General features: G+C 36.9%; 20 protein-coding genes and 1 riboswitch. Of the genes, 8 read left to right on the top strand and 12 right to left on the bottom strand.

All coding sequences use genetic code 11. From position 1 onward, the window contains the following. Positions 1–16: 16 nt before the first annotated feature. The gene (locus SOLCA_RS22060; RefSeq protein WP_014678729.1) at positions 17–694 is read right to left on the bottom strand and encodes a GntR family transcriptional regulator; all 678 of its coding nucleotides are present in this window, start codon (positions 692–694) and stop codon (positions 17–19) included. A gap of 209 nt (positions 695–903) precedes the next feature. Continuing rightward, a complete protein-coding gene (locus SOLCA_RS01755) occupies positions 904–1548 on the bottom strand; it encodes a trimeric intracellular cation channel family protein (RefSeq protein WP_014678730.1) in 645 nt (214 codons plus the stop codon). Positions 1549–1957: 409 nt separating this feature from the next. On the opposite strand from SOLCA_RS01755, the gene SOLCA_RS01760 reads away from it, so the two are divergent. Then, a complete protein-coding gene (locus tag SOLCA_RS01760; protein ID WP_014678731.1) occupies positions 1958–2872 on the top strand; it encodes a hypothetical protein in 915 nt (304 codons plus the stop codon). A 92-nt stretch (positions 2873–2964) separates the two neighbouring features. On the opposite strand, the gene hppD is transcribed toward SOLCA_RS01760, so the two are convergent. Together hppD and SOLCA_RS01770 are read right to left on the bottom strand one after the other, a co-directional pair. After that, positions 2965–4113, bottom strand: coding sequence for a 4-hydroxyphenylpyruvate dioxygenase (hppD, locus tag SOLCA_RS01765; RefSeq protein ID WP_014678732.1), 1149 nt, complete (start codon positions 4111–4113; stop codon positions 2965–2967). A gap of 113 nt (positions 4114–4226) precedes the next feature. Beyond that, a complete protein-coding gene (locus tag SOLCA_RS01770) occupies positions 4227–5393 on the bottom strand; it encodes a homogentisate 1,2-dioxygenase (RefSeq protein ID WP_014678733.1) in 1167 nt (388 codons plus the stop codon). A 317-nt stretch (positions 5394–5710) separates the two neighbouring features. Between SOLCA_RS01770 and SOLCA_RS01775 the strand changes: the two genes are divergently transcribed. From SOLCA_RS01775 to glgP, 4 genes are all read left to right on the top strand, one after another. Next, positions 5711–6706 carry a fumarylacetoacetate hydrolase family protein gene (locus tag SOLCA_RS01775; protein WP_014678734.1) on the top strand — a complete coding sequence of 332 codons (996 nt, stop codon included), beginning with the start codon at positions 5711–5713 and terminating at the stop codon, positions 6704–6706. Positions 6707–6778: 72 nt separating this feature from the next. Further along, on the top strand, positions 6779–7195 hold the full coding sequence (locus tag SOLCA_RS01780; RefSeq protein ID WP_014678735.1) for a four helix bundle protein: 417 nt from the start codon (positions 6779–6781) through the stop codon (positions 7193–7195). A gap of 45 nt (positions 7196–7240) precedes the next feature. Then, entirely contained in the window at positions 7241–8137 is an 897-nt protein-coding gene (locus SOLCA_RS01785) for a flavin reductase family protein (RefSeq protein WP_014678736.1), read from the top strand. Positions 8138–8266: 129 nt separating this feature from the next. After that, the gene (gene glgP, locus SOLCA_RS01790; RefSeq protein WP_014678737.1) at positions 8267–9925 is read left to right on the top strand and encodes an alpha-glucan family phosphorylase; all 1659 of its coding nucleotides are present in this window, start codon (positions 8267–8269) and stop codon (positions 9923–9925) included. On the opposite strand, the gene SOLCA_RS01795 is transcribed toward glgP, so the two are convergent. The 5 genes from SOLCA_RS01795 to rpsT form a co-directional block, all read right to left on the bottom strand. Further along, the gene (locus tag SOLCA_RS01795; protein WP_014678738.1) at positions 9922–10353 is read right to left on the bottom strand and encodes a hypothetical protein; all 432 of its coding nucleotides are present in this window, start codon (positions 10351–10353) and stop codon (positions 9922–9924) included. The genes glgP and SOLCA_RS01795 overlap by 4 nt on opposite strands. A 122-nt stretch (positions 10354–10475) precedes the next feature. Beyond that, on the bottom strand, positions 10476–10664 hold the full coding sequence (locus SOLCA_RS23875; RefSeq protein ID WP_081479961.1) for a LytTR family transcriptional regulator DNA-binding domain-containing protein: 189 nt from the start codon (positions 10662–10664) through the stop codon (positions 10476–10478). A 47-nt stretch (positions 10665–10711) separates the two neighbouring features. Then, the gene (locus tag SOLCA_RS01800) at positions 10712–12784 is read right to left on the bottom strand and encodes a M16 family metallopeptidase (protein WP_014678739.1); all 2073 of its coding nucleotides are present in this window, start codon (positions 12782–12784) and stop codon (positions 10712–10714) included. Between the two features lie 21 nt (positions 12785–12805). Continuing rightward, positions 12806–14125 carry a M16 family metallopeptidase gene (locus SOLCA_RS01805; RefSeq protein ID WP_014678740.1) on the bottom strand — a complete coding sequence of 440 codons (1320 nt, stop codon included), beginning with the start codon at positions 14123–14125 and terminating at the stop codon, positions 12806–12808. Between the two features lie 222 nt (positions 14126–14347). Further along, complete coding sequence (rpsT, locus tag SOLCA_RS01810) at positions 14348–14602, bottom strand: 30S ribosomal protein S20 (protein ID WP_014678741.1); 255 nt, start codon at positions 14600–14602, stop codon at positions 14348–14350. 325 nt (positions 14603–14927) lie between these two features. Here rpsT and SOLCA_RS01815 point away from each other — a divergent pair, with 325 nt between their 5' ends. After that, the gene (locus SOLCA_RS01815; protein ID WP_014678742.1) at positions 14928–16211 is read left to right on the top strand and encodes a YncE family protein; all 1284 of its coding nucleotides are present in this window, start codon (positions 14928–14930) and stop codon (positions 16209–16211) included. Positions 16212–16230: 19 nt separating this feature from the next. Beyond that, positions 16231–17199 carry a zinc dependent phospholipase C family protein gene (locus SOLCA_RS01820; RefSeq protein WP_014678743.1) on the top strand — a complete coding sequence of 323 codons (969 nt, stop codon included), beginning with the start codon at positions 16231–16233 and terminating at the stop codon, positions 17197–17199. Positions 17200–17231: 32 nt separating this feature from the next. Here SOLCA_RS01820 and SOLCA_RS01825 read toward each other — a convergent pair whose 3' ends face one another. The 3 genes from SOLCA_RS01825 to dnaN form a co-directional block, all read right to left on the bottom strand. Next, complete coding sequence (locus SOLCA_RS01825) at positions 17232–18254, bottom strand: homoserine O-acetyltransferase family protein (RefSeq protein ID WP_014678744.1); 1023 nt, start codon at positions 18252–18254, stop codon at positions 17232–17234. Positions 18255–18372: 118 nt separating this feature from the next. Beyond that, a complete protein-coding gene (locus SOLCA_RS01830; protein WP_014678745.1) occupies positions 18373–19698 on the bottom strand; it encodes an O-acetylhomoserine aminocarboxypropyltransferase/cysteine synthase family protein in 1326 nt (441 codons plus the stop codon). A gap of 249 nt (positions 19699–19947) precedes the next feature. Beyond that, positions 19948–20060, bottom strand: a riboswitch (SAM riboswitch). Between the two features lie 339 nt (positions 20061–20399). Beyond that, positions 20400–21524: a DNA polymerase III subunit beta gene (gene dnaN, locus SOLCA_RS01835; protein WP_014678746.1), complete on the bottom strand. Its 1125-nt coding sequence runs from the start codon at positions 21522–21524 to the stop codon at positions 20400–20402. A 191-nt stretch (positions 21525–21715) separates the two neighbouring features. Between dnaN and SOLCA_RS01840 the strand changes: the two genes are divergently transcribed. Then, on the top strand, positions 21716–22057 hold the full coding sequence (locus SOLCA_RS01840) for a hypothetical protein (RefSeq protein WP_014678747.1): 342 nt from the start codon (positions 21716–21718) through the stop codon (positions 22055–22057). The last annotated feature ends 35 nt before the right edge of the window (positions 22058–22092 follow it).

Below are 22092 nucleotides of genomic sequence, written 5' to 3' on the forward strand. Positions count from 1 at the left end.
TAAAATGGAGGAAATCCTAAATGGAAACCTTTTTGTCGATTGTCCATTGCTGAAAAACGTCAGCCATGCTTTGATAATGATACTTCAACGTTTCCATCCAAAAGTTAAGAGCCTCTTTATGATCTTTCTTTTTGCAGAGTTCAAAGAATTTTCGGTAGCCATCTAACTGCATACCCTGATTAAATGAATTATAGTAAATACCTAAAACCATTAAATGGCGTTTTAGGGTGATTTCTGCAAAATGCAATATAAATGGCATGTTACAGGGGCCGTACATTACGTCCTGAATTTTTAAGAGAAAAGTCAAATAGTTATTAAGCGTCATGTTTTTCTCTGTTTTATCAATCAGATCTTCAGCCTGTTTAATAAGCTTAGCTGTATAGTTAGGAAATGCGTTTTCCAGCATTGCAGGAATGATACATAACCTTACAGTATGCGTTTCTTTAAAAGCTTCCGGAGTAATTTCACGAACTACAGAACCTTTGTATGGCGATATTTCCAGAAATCCCTCAGACTCAAGAAGTCTGATCGCTTCTCTTACCGGAATGCGGCTTACACCGAATTCTTTAGATAAGTTTTGTTCAATAATTCGTTCCCCTTCTTTGTAGTTTCCGAAGATAATCTCATTCCTGATCTTATCAGCGATTTTCATGGAGAGGGTTTTTGCTTCCAGCTTTTTTGAACTTTCCTTCATTACTGTGGTAAATTGTAGTATAAGATTTTAATTATAACAGAGTACCCGGTTTGGTTTATTTTAAATAACCTGTTAATTCATAAATAGATAGTTTAGAGCGAAAAATGGATTTATTAATATGAAAGAACGCAAAGTTTTGGTAGAAAAGCAACAGTGCTTAAGGTGTAAAGGGGTTAAAAGGTTGTTTTAGGAGCTGTGTAATCAATTTTTTACATGTTTCTGCGTATAGCTTTGGTTGTCCAGTTGAATTTTACGGCTGAAAAACGAAGTAAGAAGGATGCTGCGATGGCTATTAATGCAGCAATTTGTGCATTTAATTTAAATCCCGCACCTAAAATTAAGAAAACTACAATTGCAACGATGGAAGCAACTGAATAAAAGTGACCTGGTTTAAAAAGTTTTGATTCTTCACGAGTTAAAATATCTCTGATTAAGCCTCCACCTACTGCGTTTATAAATCCGATAATAAATGCCGCAAAAACACCAAGTTCGAGAGCAATGGCTTTTTGGGTACCGAAAACAGCGTACATTCCTAATGAAATGGCATCAACAACTTTGGTGGTTGTCTCCATTTTGTTATTTAGCTTATAGAAATAGATTCCGGCAGTACCGGCAAGTAAAACCATTAAAATATAACGATAATCAAGCAGAACAGCAGGAGGACCATTTTGGAGCAATATGTCACGAATAAGTGACCCTCCGGTACTGGTTACCATTGCCAGAACAAATACTCCGATAAAGTCATAATTCTTCTCAATCGCTTTTACAGAACCTGAAAAAGCGAAAAGGAATGTAGCCAGAAGATCGAAAAATATTGGTAACTGATACTGTCCTTGTAATCTTATTTCATCCATGTGATGTTTGCACTAAAAACGAAAGATACAAAGTTTGATTGTTCTTTTGTATGATCCGGCTGTCTACAGATTTAAACTATTAATTACTACCGGATTATTATTCATAATCCAATTTTGTGCTACACAATTGAATTGTATACTATACACTACAACTTTAGCTGATGGTTAAATATTGGGTCAAAAGAGTTAAGTCTTAAAAATTAGAATACTCTTTTCATAGTATTATGCATGTTTTTTTTCTTAAAGTTCAACAATGGCATGGTTTGTGGAGATTATTCCACAGGTTCGAATTGTTTGACACATACTTTTATCTATTAATCTCAATTAATCCGTAAAATATCACGATTTGAGTCTACGAAATAAGGAGTGTTAGTAACACTTTATCCGTTTGTCGTAATTCAAGATGTCTATGAAACGTTTTTTATCTTTCTGGTTAGTTTTAGCAGTAATTCATAACCCGGTTTCTGCACAGCGAATTCTTTTTAAAGAAAACAGCGCTTCAAATACAAATAATACTGAAGTATTTGGGAAGTTTATTAATGGAGCTATACAAAGAAGTTATTGTAACACGGAAATAGCATTAAATAGTGGCAATACATCTTTGGCAAAATGGACTTCATCCCCGGAAGGTGATATTCTGTGGACGAATGGAGTGTCTCTTTATAAGTATAGGTTTGATACGCAAAGAAGTATTGTGATTGCGGAAAATCTTAATTTCATCTTAGAAATGGCTTCTTGTGGCAGATTTGCATATGTTGTTACACATCCAGATGGATCTGATGGGCGTTTTTCTTCAGGACTTAAGCTAACGAGAATCAACCTTGAAACCTTAAAAAAAGAAAATATCCAGGTCCCTGCAGGTGTTAATTTTACGAACCTGAGCGTGTCGGCTGATGGAAATACGCTTGCCTTTATTAATACGGTTAATCATGATGACCAATCGTTGCAGGAATTCCGTTTTACCTTGTACGACGTGATAACTAAGTCTTATAGTGTAATTGATAAAGCTAAACGTACGGAAGATGAATATTTTGGCTCAATAGAAAGATATAATTCCTCAGTTTGGATGGACAGCAATAAGCTGTTGTACTATAAGCACGCAAAAGATAATATTAACGGAAGCATCATGTATTATGACTTGCGTACAAGGGTGGCTACAGTTTGGCTTCAGAATATTCCGGATAAAAACTTTAATTGGTTTTCCTATTCTGATCAATGGTTTTATTTTTCCGATGATAAAAACATCTATAAAACAAAAGATGGGTTGTCAAAGCAGATCGTTTATCAACAGAATGTTCAGCAGGCAATCTTGGTTCAACAATAATCATGAAATATTAAGAATAGTATTGTTATAACAACAAAGGCCGGAAAATCCGGCCCTTGTTTTATTCAAACAAATTATAAAAAGTTGCAAAACTATAGGTTTCCGCGCTTGCCTTGTTCCAGTTCAATTGCTTCAAATAAAGCTTTGAAGTTTCCTTTACCGAAAGAAGTAGCTCCTTTACGTTGAATGATCTCATAAAACACAGTTGGACGGTCTTCCACTGGTTTAGTAAAGATCTGTAACAAATAACCCTCTTCATCACGATCAACCAAGATGTTCAACGCTTTAATTGCCTTAACGTCTTCGTCAATGTGACCTACACGTTCAAATAAATTATCATAATAAGCATCCGGAACTACTAAGAACTCAACACCTCTCTTACGTAATTCGCTTACTGTGAAAATAATGTCGTCGGTAGCCAGTGCTAAGTGTTGAACGCCGGAACCATGGTAATAATCAATATATTCTTCAATCTGCGATTTCTTTTTGCCTTCAGCCGGTTCATTGATAGGGAATTTTACAAAACCAGAACCATTTGAAACAACTTTTGACATTAATGAAGTATATTCTGTTGAGATATCCGTATCGTCAAAAGTGATTAATAGTTTAAATCCTAAAACATCTTCATAGAATTTAACCCATTTATTCATTTCTCCCCATCCCACATTACCAACACAGTGGTCAATATATTTTAAACCTACAGGAGTTGTTTCTAACGGTGATTTTGCAGGCGCATAACCTGGTAAGAAAGCTCCGTTGTAGTTTTTACGTTCTACAAACGTATGGATGGTTTCTCCATAAGTTTTAATAGCAGCAAGTTTAACTTCACCAAATTCATCTGAAATAGTATAAGGTTTAAATGCTGCTTCTGCACCACGTTTTACTGTTTCATTGAATGATTTTTCTGCATCATCAACCCATAAAGCTAGTACTTTAACACCATCACCATGTACACGTACGTGCTCAGAAATTGAACTATCCGGATCAAATGATGTGGTTAACACTAACCGGATTTTATCTTGTTGCAAAACATAGGATGCTTTGCCGCGAACTCCGGTTTCTGGTCCGGCATAAGCAACTAATTTGTAACCAAATGCCACCTGATAGAAATAGGCAGCTTGTTTTGCATTACCAACATAAAACTCAACGTGGTCAGTCCCTAATAAAGGCAAGAAATCAGCAGCAGGATTGTGATCCTTGTGTAATTCTTCCAGTTTATTTACTACTTCAGCGGTTGCCATAACTTTTAGATATTATAATTATAAATTGATTGGTTCATTTTTTAGTTCATGGATCATAGATAATAGTTCTTAGTACAAATAGGTTCTATGAACTATTAACCATAAACTATGATCTATTCAATATTCTCCTGCCATGATTTAAAATAATCAGGGTCTTCTATTTCAATGGCATCTTCGGTAACCATTAGTGGGCGGAATGGGTCGATCATGACTGCTAGCTCTTGGGTTTCTTCTTTGCCAATGCTTTTTTCTACAGTTCCAGGGTGTGGTCCGTGCGGTATACCTCCCGGGTGTAAGGTGATCTGTCCTTTTTCAACACTCTTACGGCTCATAAAATCACCATCCACATAGTACAACACCTCATCCGAATCCACATTGCTGTGGTTATAAGGAGCCGGAATTGCAGTTGGGTGATAATCATATTTACGTGGGACAAATGAGCACACTACAAAGTTGTGGGCCTCAAATGTTTGATGTACCGGAGGTGGTTGGTGAACACGGCCTGTTATTGGCTCAAAGTTGTGGATCGAGAAAGCGTATGGATAATGGTAACCATCCCAGCCAATAAAATCAAATGGGTGTGTGCCATATGTATATGGATAAATTAATCCTTGTTTTTTGATCAATACCTTAAAATCTCCATACTCATCAAATGTTTCCAGTTGTTGGGGTCTGCGAATATCTCGCTCGCAGAATGGAGAGTGTTCTAAAAGTTGTCCGAATTCATTACGATAACGTTTGGGAGTACGAAGCGGACTAAATGATTCAACAATAAATAAGCGATTGTTCTCATCGTTAAACTCCAATTGATAAATGGTTCCGCGAGGAATAATCAGGTAATCGCCATACTCAAAAGGAATATTTCCATATCCTGTTTTTAGTGTTCCTGAGCCCACATGAACAAAGATCATTTCATCAGCCTGACTGTTTTTATAGTAATAATCAGTCATCGACTTACGCGGAGCGGCTAACGAAATATGAAGATCGTTATTTACCAATACAGGTTTTCTGCTTTCAAGGAAATCATCAGCAGGTTTAATTTTAAAACCTTTTAAGCTGGTGTGACGCAAGTGTTTTTTGCGCGCAATTTTAGGTTCAACAGAATAGGGTTCGTCAGTAGCCTTCACAATTGTTGGCGGATGACAATGGTATACTAATGAGTACAGGTTTGAAAAACCTTCTGTTGATACAAGCTCCTCAGCATATAACTTTCCATCAGGTTTACGGAAAACCGTATGACGTTTAGCCGGAATGCTGCCCAAACTGTGATATATAGGCATACTCGAAAAAATTTAACTGGGTTAGATAAATTGGTTTATTGATAATCAGTTGATTATAACTAATATAAATTTACAAAGAAATTGTGGGGAAATGCTTATACAGAATATTGAGCGAAAACGATTTTAGCAACAAGCTCTTGTCTGAACAAGGCGGCTATCCACCTGCTGCTCATCAACAGAAGTTGTTTTGTTGCATTCAAAATCATTTTCAAGTATTATTTAAGTAGGGCTAATATAGAAATATTTTTCATGAAAACACGAAATTGCCTTTAGTCTAAAATTTCATAGCTTTGACCACCATTAAATAACCTACTCATATGAAGCTAGTAAGCTATAAAACAGAAGGCCAGGAGCATTTAGGTGTTTTCAATAACGGTCATATCTACAATTTACATTCATTAAATAAAGCTATTCCTGATAACATCATTGCATTTTTAGAAGGCGGCGATGAGTTAATGGACAGGGCTAAACAAATAGATGCTGATATTACAGCAGGAACAATTGATGCGAAGGAAGAAGTTTTCTTTGAATTGCTAGCTCCAGTTCCTCGTCCAACTTCATGTCGCGATGGTTATGCTTTCCGCCAGCATGTAGCTTCTGCTCGTCGCAATCGTGGAGTTCCAATGATTCCTGAGTTTGATCAATATCCGATCTTCTATTTCACTAACCATAATGCTATACAAGGCCCTGGCGACATAGAATGCATGCCCGACCATTTTAAAAAACTTGATTTTGAGTTGGAAATTGCTGTTGTTATCGGAAAAAAAGGTAGAAATATAAAAGCTGTGGAAGCCGATGAGTACATTGCCGGCTACATGATCATGAATGATATGAGTGCCCGTACCTTACAAATGGAAGAGATGTTATTAAATCTTGGTCCTGCAAAAGGAAAGGATTTTTCAACAGTTATAGGTCCGTGGATTGTTACTCCTGATGAATTAGAACCTTATAAAGTGGCTGCTAAGCCTGGTCACGTAGGTAATAACTATAATTTAAAAATGAAATGTTGGGTAAACGGTAAACAAGTTTCTGAAGGATCCGTAGCCGACATGGACTGGACTTTCGCCGAGATCATAGAGCGCTGTGCTTATGGTGTAGATATTTTACCTGGAGATGTTATTGGTTCGGGAACAGTTGGAACCGGATGTTTCCTTGAACTAAATGGTACCGGCAAATTAAATGATCCTAACTATACCGAACAATGGCTCCAAAACGGCGATATCGTTGAAATGGAAATTACTGCTTTAGGCTCACTAAGCAATACCATCAAGGCCGTGGAAACTGATTTCTCAATTTTAGGGCTGAAGAAATAATTGCTCATTACGAGTTTCGTGTTGCGGGTTACGGGTTTGTGACCTGCAGCACTTATTTTATCATCTAAATTTATGGCTACCTATACTAATTTTGAAGATTTAGAAATATGGAAATCTGCTGCTCTTCTTGCTGAAAAAATATATCTAATTTCTGATGAAATTCCATTGAAGCATGATTTTGGAATGAAAGATCAGATAAGGAGATCTGCTGCTTCCATATCAAATAATATCGCAGAAGGATTTGAATATGGTAACAATAAAGACTTTATTCGATTTCTAAGATATGCCAAGGGTTCAACAGGCGAATTCCGAAACCAATTGATTTTATTATTTCGAGCCAATAAAATAGAAGAATCATTCTATAATAAAATGTATAATGATGCTATTGTACTTGGAAAGATGATTGGGAGTTTTATGAAGTACTTAATTGAATTCGAAAAACAAAAAGAACTCAATACTAAAGTGATTTCGGTAAATCGTAATTTTTGAATGTTGTTAATCCGAAATCCGTAACCAACAATTCGTAATTATCAAATGATTTCCTTCAATTTAAAAGACCTTAAACCATCAGAAGCACAAAGCTATCTGCAACATGCAATAGCACCTCGTCCGATTTGTTTTGCGGCGACGGTGGATGCCGACGGTAACCATAATTTAAGTCCGTTTAGTTTTTTCAATTTATTTAGCTCCAATCCGCCTGTTTGTGTGTTTTCTCCCGCGCGACGAGTTCGTGATAATACTACTAAACATACGTTAGAAAATGTTAAAGTAGTTCCGGAAGTAGTGATCAATATTGTGAATTATGAAATGGTACAACAAACTTCATTGGCAAGTACTGAATATGCGAAAGGAGTAAATGAGTTTGAAAAAGCTGGTTTTACTATGCTTAAATCAGATGTTGTAAGGCCGATGCGTGTAGCAGAATCTCCTGTTCAGTTGGAATGTAAAGTTCGGGAGGTAATTTCTCTTGGCAATGAAGGAGGGGCCGGAAACCTAATATTGGCTGAAATTGTAAAAATGCATATTCATGAAAGTGTGATGAACGAGTCAGGAAACGGAATTGATCAGGCCAAAATGGATTTAGTTGCACGTTTGGGAGGCGATTGGTATTGCAGAGTAACTGAGCAGAACTTATTTAAAGTGGCTAAGCCATTAACAACATTAGGGATTGGAGTAGATCAAATTCCTTCAGCGATTCGAAACAGTAAAGTGTTAACCGGAAATAATTTAGGTCAGCTAGGTAATGTGGAGCATCTTCCATCAGAAGAAGAAGTAGAGACCACCAGGCATCTACCGGAAATCAAAGATATTTTCGACGCTTTCATCGGTGATAAAAACACACTGGAGATTCATCTTCATAAAAAAGCAAAAGAACTACTTGATAGCGGTAATGTAGCGGACGCCTGGAAGGTGTTAATGACGCTTGATTAGTCTATAGTTGATAGTTCATAGATCATGGTTCATAGTACGTTGCTATGATCCATGAACTATGAACCATGAACCATTTGCTTTTCCGCATTTTCTTTCAGATATTCAGAGGACAACAAATTTGCGTCCTCTATGTCATTGTTCGAATCTAAATTCAACCATCCCTATTCTTACGATCCTAAATTTTCTAAACGAGTTGCTTATTTCAGTATGGAATTTGCCATTGACCAAAGCCTGAAAGTATATTCAGGAGGCCTAGGTTTTTTGGCTGGCTCACACATGCGTAGTGCCTTTGAGCTAAAGCAGAATCTGATTGGCATAGGCATTCTATGGAAATATGGATATTATGATCAGATTAGGCAGCAGGATCAATCGATGAATGTACTCTTTCAGGAAAAGGTATATTCTTATTTGCAGGATACCGGCATTAAGTATACCATTGATGTGAACGGACATCCTGTATGGGTAACGGCTAAATACTTACCGCCACAATTATTCAACTCGGTGCCGATGTTTTTCCTGACTACTGATCTTCCTGAAAATGACTACCTGGCTCGGTCGATATCATTTCATTTGTATGACGCAGATCTTGCAGCTAAGATTGCTCAGTTTATTTTGTTGGGGGTAGGAGGGGCTAAACTATTGGATGAACTTGGTTACAATGCAGAGGTGTATCATTTGAATGAAGCGCATGGTTTGGCCGCAAGCTTTTACCTCTATCAAAAATATAAGAAGCTTGAAGAGGTAAAAAAGAGACTTGTGTTTACCACTCACACTCCCGAAGAAGCCGGGAATGAAAAGCATGATATCTACCTGCTAAACAAAATGGGCTATTTCTGTGGAACTAATTTTGACGAGGTTAAGTTCATTAGTGGCATGCACGACAATATTTTCGATTATTCGCAGGTTGCTATGCGATTTGCACGTATCGCCAATGGTGTTTCCGCTTTGCATGGTGAAGTTTCGCGTAAAATGTGGAGTAAATACGAAGGACTATGTCCGATTATATCAATAACAAATTCCCAAAACTATACCTATTGGGCGGATAAAGAAATGTATGATGCGTTAAAGACAAGCGACGATGAGCGTTTGGTTAGGCGTAAAAAATACATGAAAATGCGCTTGTTTGAAACTGTGTCGGATCAGGCTGGTGACTTATATGATCCGAATGTGCTGACTATTGTTTGGGCGCGCCGATTTGCAGGCTATAAACGCCCCGATTTAATTACTCAAAATCGCGAACGTTTCGAACGACTGATTACCAATAAAAAATACCCCATACAGATTATTTGGGCAGGTAAGCCGTATCCTATGGATTATGGGGCAATATCTACATTTAATAGTCTGGTGCACCTTTCTAAGGTGTATTCGAATATATCAGTGTTGGTAGGTTATGAGTTAAAACTTTCTAAGAAGCTAAAATATGGGACCGATATTTGGCTGAACAGTCCTCGCGTGCCACGTGAGGCTTCTGGTACATCAGGAATGACAGCATGTATGAACGGAGCTATCAATTTTTCAACTCAAGACGGCTGGATACCAGAGTTTGCTAATGATAAGAACTCATTTTTAATTCCGTTGGCCGATCAATCAAAGTCGATTTCAGATCAGGATACTTCAGATCTGAATAATTTGTATGATATCCTCGAAAACCAGATCATTCCAATGTATTATGAACGTCCTGATGAATGGGTTGCGATGATGAAACGAAGTATGACAGATGTACTTCCAGCTTTTGAATCAAATCGGATGGCCACTGAGTATTATGAAAAGTTATACTTGAATTCTTAAGTGCTACGAGAATTCTGCAAATGGATGTTTCTGAAATCGTCTATTATAGATTCTGTATAATATTCTAATTGTGTCCTATTGATTATGATTGAAGCATACCAAATGATCGGAATAATAAGCCATACAAGTATTAATAAAATTAAGGCATACACACTATAATCCAAAAGAATATTTAATACAAAAGAGATTACGGTAAACACTACTAAAAAAATTAATATAAGTAGTGAGCCAATTTGACGGTTTTCACTAAGAGGGTTTATTAGTGTATTAATTTTTGTACTTGTATTATCAGGTTCTAGTTGCATTGTAATAATGCCAATCCCTCTGTTATTGGTAAAAGAATACTTCTCCTTTGAAACTATAATGGTGTTTTCACAAACATTGAACTCCTTGTATTCAATAAGTTTACTCCAAATGAATTCGTGCAAGCTATTATTTTTTAGTTGCTTTTGCGATTCAATAAAATCTAGAATAACGTTGGATGGTTGGTTAATTATAAAACTTTGATTTGAGTCTACTAAAGTTCATTTTGTGGGCAAGTTGTGATCTTCTATTTTTTTAACAAGGCTTCTCTATACGTTCTGCTAACAGATATCTGCTTGTCTCTTATTTGGACAAAACTACCTTTTATTGCTTGAAGTTGGTTAAGATTGATAATAAATGATTTATGAACATGTAAGAAGTCTTTTGCAGGCAATGACTTGTGAAAAGGTGAGGAAGTTGTAATTAAAAGGTTCATAGATCATATTTATATAGGCTATGATCTATGAACCATAATCCCATGAACTATTTAAAATCAGCTTCAGTAACGCCTTCGTTTACTTTCACTTCTTTTACTTTCATGTCAATTTGTTGTGGCCCGGCAGAAATAGATAAAGAGTGTGGCATAAGAACGCCATTTACTGCTTTATAATCACCATATTCAATAGATTGAGTCATTTCTTGTCCGGTAGGCAGTTTTATTGTTTCTTCCGATTTAACCAATAAAGAAGAAGTAACATCAAAATACTTATAAGAAGTTTTTCCGGCAGGAGAGTTGATTTTAACTTTATAAGCATCCTTGTCATTCACCTTCTCAATACCATCAACTAATAAATTAAATTTATCTGCTGTGTAATAAAACTCAGGGAAAAGTGTATGCTCTTCTTGCTTTTTCTTTACTTCATCAGCTTCAAACGGATTTTTCTGACCTTGCATCTCATTGTAACCGGTTTTGCCGTCAAATACAGATTTCATGATCGTCATGCCGTTGATGCTCATGCTTTGGAATTCTTTATTCGGAACCATTTGTTTAAATAAAGCATTCAACGTCATGCCCTGAACCGAGGCTTCAGCATTAATAGCAACCGTTTTTACTGCTTTTACTTTATTTGGCCCACCAATAGCCTGAATGTATTTATCCATTACATTTTGAGGCGAAACATTAGAAACCTTCGGAGCAGTTCCTTTTACAATAGGATTTGCATACTTATCGAAGTAATTAACTTTGTAACCTAATTTCTCTAATTTCGGACCTACTTCTGCTGCTTTGCCAACAACAATGATGCGAGCCTGATTATTCAGGAAATATTTCCTGGCTACACGCTGAATATCTGCAGCGGTAACTGCATTTATTTTTTGCAGAAATGTTTGATAAAAGTTTTTAGGCAATCCTTCTATTTCAATATTCAGTGCATATTCTGCAATTTTTGCTTTATCCTCCAAGCCCATTGCAAAGCTTCCATTGTAGGTGTTTTTTACTAGCTGAATATCGTCTTCACTTGCATTTTCAGAGCCTATACGTTTTATCTCGTTTAATATCTGGATAACAGCACTATCTGCAACAGCATTTCTAACACTTGCTGAAGCTCCAAAACGGGCCCCATAACGATTAGAACCTACAGACGAGTAAGAACCATACGTATAACCGTGTTTTTCTCGAAGATTTAAGAATAAGTATCCGTTTGAACCTCCACCTAAGATTTGGTTAGCTAAAACTAAAGCGAAATAATCAGGGTTATTTTTAGTGTTATCAACAATGTTGGTTACAGAAACCTCAGATTGAACGGCATTTGGAACATCAATTAAATCAATTTCAGTTGTCGAAACATTTACAGGTTTCTTTACAGATGGTTCATTTAACGTTCCAAGCTTCCAATTTCCGAAATACTTAGTTGCTAGTTTTTTAGCATTTTCAAGTTTAATGTCTCCGGTGAAAACTAAATAGGATTTATTAGGGACAAACTGTGCTTTATACGCTGATTTAACATCATCAAGTTTAATTCCGTTTAGCTTCTCTTCTGTTTCAAATTCACCAAAAGGGTGATCTGTGCCATAGACTAAAGCAGAAACAACTCTCCCTGATATGGCTTTTGCACTTTTTTCACCTGACTTTAATCCAGTGATAGCTTGCGACTTAATTTTATCAAAAGACTCCTGTGGGAATGCCGGATTTAAAGTTGCATCAGCCATTAACTCAAATGCTTTATCAAAGTATTTCGTTAATGCTGAAGCCGAAGCTCCATTAGCCGAAGCACTTACATTTGCACCCATAAAATCTACTTCCTCATCAAATTTAGCTTTTGATCGGGTGGTAGTTCCTTCGTTCATCATCGCACTCATTAAGCCTGAAGTCCCGGCTTTACTACCTTCAAGTTTAGGGACCCGATCAAGCATTAAGCTAGCTGAAACTGTGGGTAATTTGTGGTCTTCAACAACTAAAACCTTCATGCCGTTAGGAAGCGTAAAAGTTTGCGGCTGACCAATGTTGATAACCGGAGCAGGTCCTGCTGCAGGTTTGTGTGTTCTGTCTATTGTTTGTGCTAGAGTAGAGGTAATGATAAATGCTACTGTAGCTACACTTAAAAATATCTTTTTCATGATGTTTTCTGTTCTGGTTAATTATTGGTTGCTTTTAGGTAGGTAATACAATAACACTCGTTGATTTGGGCTTAAGTATTTTTTTGCCACATCTCTGATCTCTTCGCGAGTTATAGAACGGTAAACAGAAAGTTCAGTGTTGATTAAGTTGGTGTTTTTATGGAACGTGTAGGCATCAGCAAGATTATTTGCAATACCCTCAACACCCTTGTTTGCATTTACAAAGTTGTTTTCCATAATATTTTGTAGCTTTTGATAATCATTTTCGGAGATTAACTCATTTTGCATTTTAGCGATCTCTTCATCAATGTCTTTTAAAAGATCATTTAGACTTGCATTATTGTTAGGCAATGCATAAGTAATATATGCACCGTAGTCTTCCAACGTATATGGGAATGCACCTACCTGAATGGCGTTTTTCTTTTCGTCTACCATTTTTTTGTATAAACGTGAGCTACCGCCGTTTGATAAAATAGTAGAGATCATGTTTAATACATAAGAATCACGGCTTTTCATACCCGGAACACGATAGGCCGTAATAATAGCAGGGATCTGAATATTGGCATCATAAACAGAGTCAACAATAGCTTGAGTAATGGGAGCTTCTTCTATAGAAGGTTGGACAACATCTGGGCCTTTCTGAACCGGACCGAAATAAGCTTTGATCAAACTTTTAGTTTTGTCTACATCAATATCTCCGGCGATAACTAAGCAAGCATTATTCGGAACATAAAACTTCTTGAAGAACGCTTTAAACTCCTCTAGTTTAGCAGCATCAAGGTCGGCCATAGATCCGATCGTTTGCCAGTGATAAGGATGCTTGTTGAATAAACGAACAAATACCTCTTCTGCAAAGCGGCCATAAGGCTGGTTGTCGATACGCAAGCGCTTCTCTTCTTTAACCACTTCATTTTGGGTCTTTACCCCAATCTCATTAATAACAGGGTGCAGCATACGTTCCGATTCAAGCCATAAGCCGGTTTCTAATTCATTTGATGGTAATACTTCATAGTAATAAGTACGATCCTGAGTGGTGTTTGCATTATTCTGACCGCCAGCTTTAGACACGATTTTCATGAATTCGCCGCGTTTGATGTTGTCGGAACCTTCAAATAGTAAATGCTCGAAAAAATGTGCAAATCCAGTTCGATTGGTTTGTTCATTTTTGGATCCTACGTGGTACATTACAGAAACTGTAACTACCGGTGCTGCATTATCTTTATGCAGGATCACATGCAGTCCATTGTCTAGATCATATTCTGTAAAATCTACTTTTTGGGCATAGATAGATGAGCTTAAGCCCAGCAGGAGTGATAGCGCTCCAATTAGCCTTTTATTCATGTTAATAAGTGATGAAATTAATGATTACGGTTAAAATATAACAACGAAGTTATAAAATAGGAAAGTTAACTGTATACAAAACAACCGTATGATAAAATTATTACATACAGGTAGTTATACCGTTTAAGTAGAGTAGATGATGAGTTTTTGTGATGACTGCAAACACAAAAAGCTTAATCCTGTATGGATCAAGCTTTTAAAATATTGTTATGCTAAATCAGATTAACCTAATTTGCTTACGAATTTGGCTAATTTAGATTTGTTGTTAGCTGCTTTGTTTTTGTGAATAACGTTTTTCTTAGCTAAACGATCTAACATAGAAGAAACTTTTCTGTAAAGCTCAGTTGCCTCAGCTTTGCTGTTCATTCCACGTAATTTTTTGATAGCGTTACGAGTAGTTTTAGCCTGGTAACGGTTTCTTAAGCGTTTAGTTGCGTTAGCACGAATTCTCTTTATCGCTGATTTATGATTTGCCATGATATATAAACTCTTTTCTTAAAAGGACTGCAAATATAGAGCTAATAATTTAAAAAGCAAACAACAATTTAAATTTTAGATGTTTGCAAAAGCGAGCCCTAAAAAATGCTGCTGCAAATGTACTTTTTTTGATTGGTAATTAAAGCCCATTAGTCTACTATTAACTGTTTACCCTTTTATAGTCGATCGTTCAGTTAACTTTTAATAAAGTAATTCGTTTAACAATATGATGCTGTATTAATTATCTTTTGATAAAATTAAATTCATATTAATATACGAAAAGATTTTTTTAGCTAGTATTGCTAAACATTAGTTAATATCACCTATGAAAATTTATTACTTCATTCTATCGTTTATAGCGATAATTTTATTTCAGATAGGATGTAAAAAAGTGTCTTCGGTACCCGTAAAAACAAAAATGGTTCTTGCCGAAAAAAAATCTGTAGACACACTGACCTCGGTTATTCACACACTTAAGCCCTACTCAGATCTGGTATTAGATACATCAATTTCATTACAATCAGCACCTGGCACTAAATCAGTTCTTTTTAATAGTGATGGAAGTCGGTTGTATGCCTTAAACTTGGAAGGTTTAAGTGTGTATGAGTTTGATCAGCAGGAGAAAAGAGTACTACGGGAGTTTAGATTTAAACCAACAATTGGTGAAGGATGGAGTTATGAAGATGCAAAGAAAATAATTTCGTACAAGGAAAAACCGGTAGAGGCGGCTATAAGTAACCATGATAGTATTTTATGGGTTTCGCTTCACAATGCTGAGGGAATCGTTCCGATCTTATTGAATGATATTCCAAAAATGAAAGCGCTTCATCCTGAACGAGATTCATTGCAAAAGGAGGTGAAAGTTATATACACGAATGACGCTACACCTGATACAATTTATTGTCCATTGATAAAAACCGGAAAAACGCCAAAGGTTATTGTTGCTGATAAGAAAAGTCAATATTTATTGGTTAGTAACTGGCATTCTCATTCCACGAGTGTTTTAACAATTGATCCGGATCATTTCCCTTTCGCCTATCTGCTTAAAAATATTTCAATGGGAGCTATTCCCAGGGGGATTGTTGTCGACAATAACAATGAGCGATCTTTTGTAGCGATCATGGGTGGTGCGCGTATCAATGTGGTAAATATGAAGACATGGGAAAATGAACCTCCTATTAATGTGGCATCCAATCCCAGACACCTAGTTATGGATACTAAAGGACGACTATTTGTTTCCTATAATATGCTTTCGGAAGTTGCTTGTATCGATCCTTTAACAGGGCAAACCCTTTTTACTGCTAAGACTGAATCTCACCCGCGTACAATTATTTTATCAAAAAATGGCCAGTTTTTATTTGTTACCTGTTATAAAGGAAATAAGTTGGATGTTTTTAAAATAGTTGATAATGGGCTTGTAAAGATTTATTCACTTGATTCGAAAGGTAGGCCTGTAGGTGTAGATATTTTTGAAGATGATGATACACTTGAAGCCTGGGTTTGTAACTATACGATTGGAACTATTAAAGTTTTTAAGTTTCAAAAACATCAGGATGAATTAAATCTGGCTATTACAAAGAAAAAGCGGCTGTCTCAGTCAATAAATTAATTTTAACATCTATCTATTTATGCGTTTTCTTTTGGCAGGCACACTCTGCTCGCTTTTGCTATTGCCGTTAGGTACAGCAAATGCTTCATTTAAATGGGGATTTTTTGCTCACATGCAAATAAACCGAATGGCTGTTTTTACACTTCCTCCGGAGATGTTTGGGTTTTATAAACGAAATCTTGAATATCTTACCAAGCATGCTGTTGACCCTGATAAAATGCGTTACCTGGTAAAGGAAGAAGGAGCAAGGCATTTTATGGATTTGGATCATTATCCTGAATTATTGGCAACAAAGAAATTAATGCGATGGAATGATGCAGTAACTCTTTACTCAGAAGATACATTGCAAAGTAAGGGAATACTGCCATGGAATATTGAGTTAACACTAAATCGCCTTACAAAAGCATTTGTTGAACGTGATTCCGCTAAAATTCTCAGGTATTCAGCCTACCTTGGTCATTATTTGGCGGATGCTTCTGTTCCATTACATACCACTTCTAATTATAATGGACAGCTTACCGGTCAGAAAGGGATTCATGGTTTTTGGGAAACACGATTACCTGTGTTGTTCTCTTCTAGTTACGATCAATTACCAGGAAGGGCAGGGTACATTGATCATCCGTTGGATTATGTATGGAAGCATATACTGCAATGTCATAATGCGGTTGATTCTGTCCTTAAGTTCGAAGCAAAATTAAACTCAGAAATGGCTTCCGAACAGAAGTATGGTTTAGTTGAAAAGAATAAGATGATGGTGAGTGATTATTCAGAGAAATATTCCGAAAAATATCATCAGCAATTAAATGGAATGGTTGAACGGCAAATGATTTCAGCCATTCATATCATTGGTTGCTATTGGTATACAGCCTGGAAAAATGCCGGACAACCCTCATTAAATAACTGGAAAATCAGAAAGGATGACGATGAATCTCCTGTTGATAGTTTAAGTGTAACGAAACGTACTTTTAAGGTTAGGGAAGAAGAATAACAGGTAGTACTCACTACCTGTTATTATAATTGTTAATTACTCGTTACAGCGGCAAAATCATTAATAATTGTTTTTAGTTGTTCCCATTCGATAAGGAATCCATCATGGCCAAAGAAAGAATCGATTTCAATGTAATTAGCCCCAGGAATATGTTCAGCCAAAAACTTTTGTTCAACTGGAGGAAAAAGTAAGTCAGAGCTGATACCTATGGTTAGCGTACGCGACTTGATTTGTGATAAAGCATTTTGAATGCTTTCCCGATTTCTGCCGACGTTATGAGAATCCATGGCTTTGCTTAGTGCCCAGTAAGAAAATGCGTTAAATCTTTTTACAAGCTTATCTCCTTGGTATGCCTGATACGAACTAGCCTTATATTCGTCGGTTTTATCAATATCCAGTTCTTTCTGAGTGATATTATAGGCATCATAATGGCGATAGCTTAATAGTGCAAGTGAACGTGCAGCTTTTAACCCTTTAAGACCTGCTTCAGGGTGATTATCTTTCCATGTTGTATCGGCTTCAATAGCTAATCGTTGACTTTCATTGAAAGCAATACCCCATGGCGAATGAGATGCATTGGTAGCAATAAGGATTAGATTTTCTATTAATTCGGGTTGCTCAATGGCAAATTCCATTGCCTGTTGCCCTCCTAATGACCCTCCGATTGCTGTATTAATACGTCGAATACCCAAATGTTGTCTTAGCAGGTTGTGAGCCCGGGCCATATCACGAGTGGTAACTGCTGGAAAAGTATGGAAATACGGAGCACCCGTTTCAGGATTAACAGATAACGGTCCGGTTGTGCCATAGCAAGAACCCAGAATGTTAGCACAAACAATAAAATGTTGATCGGGGTCAAATACTTTTCCCTTTCCTACAATGCCATTCCACCAATCGCTAACATCGGCATTAGCGGTTAGGGCGTGACAAATCCATATCACATTTGTTTGTTCAGCATTTATAGTACCAGCAGAGAAATAGGCTATTTCAAGCTGTGGTAACACAATACCTGACTCTAACTTAAAAGCATTCGTATATGTAAAACTCCTGATCATCTATTCTTTACACTAAAACAGCAAAACATCCGGGCTGTACACACGGATGCATGCTGCAAACTTATTATTTCTAAAAACTAATATTTTAAGCATGCCTAAACGGCGATGCGTTTTTATGTTATACAGCTACACCTTCATTTACGATGCTGAATGCATTTTGAAGGTCTGCTTTGATGTCATCAATATGTTCAAAACCTGCTGATATACGTAACAAGCCCGGTTCAACCCCTGATGCTAACTGTTCAGCCTCACTTAACTGCTCATGAGTAGTTGTTGAAGGATGAATAATCAAGGTTTTACCATCGCCTACGTTAGCTAGATGGCTAATCAGTTTTAAACTGTTAACAAATTTGTCGGCAGTTTCTTTTCCTCCTTTTATTTTGAAGGATAATACACCACCAAAGCCATTTTTCAGGTATTTTTTACCGAGCTCGTGGTATTTGCTACTTTTTAGTCCCGGGTATCTTACATATTCAACCTGATCGTGACTTTCCAGCCATTCCGCAAGAGCTAATGCATTATCAACCTGACGCTGAACGCGTAGTGACAAGGTTTCTAATCCCTGAATAAATAAAAATGAGTTAAATGGACTTACAGAAGGGCCAAAATCACGAAGCCCTTCAACTCTTGCGCGAATTGCAAATGCAATATTTGGCAGTCCTAACGGATTTCCTTCTCCGAAAATGTCCCAGAAAACCAGTCCATGGTATCCTTCTGATGGTTCTGTAAACTGAGGAAATTTGCCATTACCCCAGTTATAGTTTCCCCCATCCACAATAACACCGCCGATACTTGTTCCGTGTCCACCGATCCATTTAGTTGCAGACTCAACAACAATATTAGCTCCAAGTTCTAATGGACGGGCCAGGTATCCTCCAGCACCAAATGTATTGTCAACCACTAATGGTATATCGTATTTACGGGCCAAAGCTGCCAATGCTTCAAAATCAGGAATATTATATTCCGGATTTCCTATTGTTTCAACATATAGCGCTTTAGTGTTTTTATCAATATGTTTTTCAAATTCTGCCACATTATCGCCATTGGCAAAGCGTACATCAATACCTAAACGTTTAAAAGCTACTTTAAACTGGTTATAGGTGCCACCATATAAGAAAGATGTGCTTACAAAGTTATCGCCAGCCTGCAAAATATTATTAAGGGCTAGAAACTGAGCTGCTTGTCCTGAACTAACAGCCACGGCAGCAACACCACCTTCTAAGGCTGCGATACGTTTTTCAAAAACGTCGGTGGTAGGATTCATGATTCGGGTGTAAATATTTCCGAATTCTTTTAATCCAAACAGGTTGGCTGCATGTTGAGAGTCTTTGAAAACGTAAGAGGTTGTTTGATATAAAGGAACTGCACGAGAAAGTGTAGTGCTGTCAACTTCTTGTCCTGCGTGAAGTTGCAGTGTTTCGAAATGATAATTTGTGCCTGACATTGTCAATTGATGTTTAGTAAGTAAAAAGTTGATTTATTTTAGAGCTACTATCATCTGTTGCCAGCGCGCATGGAAACTTTAGGTAATAGCAATAGGATAGATGCAAGTAATAACCCGCCTTAACACATGCAACAACAGTAAAAATATGCTGTAGAATTGCTAAATGAATTGAATGAGATAGGTAACAGGAAGAAATAACCGTTACTCTTTACGAAGGAAGTTGAATTTTTTGTCTTCATTTTACTGTAATTTTTATAGTTCTCATCCTGAAAATCAGGGTTGAGCAGGAGTTGGCACCTTTCCGGTATCGGCGGTTGCCAGAGGGTCACAGAGCCTGTTCTCTCGCCTCTTCTTTATAAGAATTACATTGTGCTTAATGCATGAAGTAATTCGGTGTTCAAATATAATGGAGTATAACGTTATTCTCCAAATTTATTTTAAAAAGTCTATTGATTGAGTAGAGTATGACCTCGCCCCAAATCCCTCTCCTGAAGGAGAGGGACTTTGAGACAGTGCAAGCTTGCCATTTTCAGGACGGTTGGGCAGATTGCTTAACTGAGAATTTTCGATGATAATGGAATTTATCGAAACATACATTCCGAGCGCTCCCTTCTCCTTAAGGAGAAGGGCCGGGGATGAGGTGAAAAAAAAGCTGCTCCAAAAAATCGGAACAGCTTTCTACAAATTCTTCAACTAGTAAATTATGCGTAGGTATTTAACATTACCGGCATTACCAACATTAAAACATCTTCGTTTTCTTCCTGATTGGTTGGGAATAAGATACCCGCACGGTTTGGAGTCGACATTTCTAAAATAACTTCGGAACAATTCAAGTTATTTAACATCTCAATTAAGAAACGAGCGTTGAAGCCGATTTCTAAATCCTCACCGTTATATTGACAGCTTAAACGTTCGTACGCTTCGTTTGAGAAGTCTAAGTCTTCAGAAGAAATATTCAATTCGCTGCCGTTGATTTTTAGGCGAACCTGATGAGTGGTTTTATTTGCATAAATAACCACACGCTTCAGTGAACTTAAGAATTGACTGCGATCGATTGTTAATTTATTAGGGTTGTTTTGAGGAATTACCGCTTCATAATCAGGGTAGCGCTCATCAATTAAACGACAGATAAGACTGATGCTGTTGAAACGGAAAAATGCACTGCTGTTATTATAATCAATTTGAACAGCGATGTCTTCACTTGGTAATGAACTTTTTAATAAGTTCAATGCCTTTTTAGGAAGGATAAATGATGATGCAGACTCTGCTTGCGTGTCTGAACGACGGTAACGAACTAATTTATGCGCATCTGTAGCAACAAATGTTACGTTGGTTGGTGACAACTGGCAGTAAACACCTGTCATTGCCGGGCGAAGCTCATCATTAGAAACTGCAAATAAGGTTTTGCTGATAGCTTCAGCTAACACAGATGCCGTAATTGAGATCGTGCTGGCATTTTCTACCACTGGAATCTTAGGGAAATCATCACCGTTTTCACCCGCAAGTTTATATTTACCGTCACCTGCATTTATTTCAACTCCGTAAGAGTTGTTGTCAATGGTAAAAGTTACGGGTTGCTCAGGAAGGGTTTTAAGCGTATCAAGTAAAATACGTGAAGGAATTGCGATTTTTCCATTTTCTTTAGCTTCAACCTGCAAACTTGTTGTCATTGAGGTTTGCAAATCTGTTGCAGATACAGTAAGCGTGCCTTCGTTTATCTCGAATAAAAAATTCTCAAGAATTGGAAGTACCGTATTACTGCTCAACGCGCCGCTAATTGCCTGCAACTGTTTTAGTAAGGTACTTGTAGAAACAATAAACTTCATATGTATGAATTTAAGGCCTAAAAATAGGCCTAAGTTTTAAGAATTAAAAGATGAAAGTATCAACGTTTCGTTAATAAAGCAAATGTTAGCCTATTAATTATTTATGAAAAGTAAGCCTTCTGCTGTCGCATTTGGTTTATTTAAAGCGTATAGGTGTTTGAATGCTTTTAATATATAGTGAATTTAGATTTATGCGAATATTACTAATTCTTTTTTTAGGTATTGCCTTAATAATTGGAGCTTGTGAAAGAGAAGAAGAAGTAATGCAATTTCAGGACCTTGAGGTGGGAGCAATTATCACCAAAAAAGCAACCCTGAAATGGTATGGAAGTCCTTCTGTTGACAAAGCTGGCCTATGGGCTGAGATTGATACCAGAACTTTTATGGTGGTAAATTATGCCCAAGTTGATAATCATTTTTATCAGGATTCAGTAACTGTTCTTTTAACTTATCGAAGAATCGGAAAGGTTATTTATTCTAACATGGGCTATAAGGCCGAAGTTGATGGTATTGAAGTTCTTGAAATTGATTAAAAAGACAAAGGATAATTTATGCTAATTATCCTTTG

It is taken from the genome of Solitalea canadensis DSM 3403, from assembly GCF_000242635.2.
Lineage (GTDB): Bacteria > Bacteroidota > Bacteroidia > Sphingobacteriales > Sphingobacteriaceae > Solitalea > Solitalea canadensis.